This is a genomic window from Vibrio sp. 811 (assembly GCF_033339195.1).
Genome location: NZ_JAWOUB010000780.1, coordinates 1 through 555 on the forward strand (window position 1 = coordinate 1; position 555 = coordinate 555).

Consider the following 555-nt stretch of genomic DNA (forward strand, 5'->3'; position numbering starts at 1 on the left):
TTTACACGAATAAGCAAAGTGAAAATCTGATCAAAGAAACGAAACAGATTGAAAGTGAACACGCGAGCAACTACTTAGTGCCGCTATGCCGACATTTCGCACGTAAAGTGCCTGCAACGTGGGATGAACAAAGTGGCTTGGTAACATTCCCTGCTGGAAAGGCAGAATTCAGTTTAAATGGGCTCTGCCTCATTATTGCGTGTGAAGCGGATTCTGAAAAGCAGTTGGAGCAAGTGAAGGGCATTATCGAATCGCATGTCGAAATGTTTTCACGTAGAGAGACGCTCGAGCTTGATTGGATTCGATAAAAACGAATTTTAGACAATAAAAAAGCCCGCAGTGTATGACTTGCGGGCCTTTCAAAATACGAGTTTTATTGGGCTTTTTCAGGCTCTAGGCTTTTTTTTTCCTGCTGCATTTTAGCTAGGAAGTACACGTTAACACATGCAATAAAGCCGTTTGTTAGCACTACTGGCCACGAATCAATCATCAGTCCGTAAGCAGTGAACAGTGCACAGCCGATAAAGTTAAGGATACGAAGCTTAACAATATCTT

General features: G+C 42.3%; 2 protein-coding genes. One reads left to right on the forward strand and one right to left on the reverse strand.

The features are described 5' to 3' along the window. The first annotated feature begins 26 nt into the window (after positions 1-26). Positions 27-308, forward strand: coding sequence for a DUF2218 domain-containing protein (locus R7Q46_RS29360; protein WP_318078609.1), 282 nt, complete (start codon positions 27-29; stop codon positions 306-308). A gap of 65 nt (positions 309-373) precedes the next feature. Here the strand turns inward: R7Q46_RS29360 and R7Q46_RS29365 are convergent. Further along, the coding region (locus R7Q46_RS29365) for a hypothetical protein (protein WP_318078608.1) at positions 374-555 on the reverse strand (182 nt) is incomplete at its 5' end.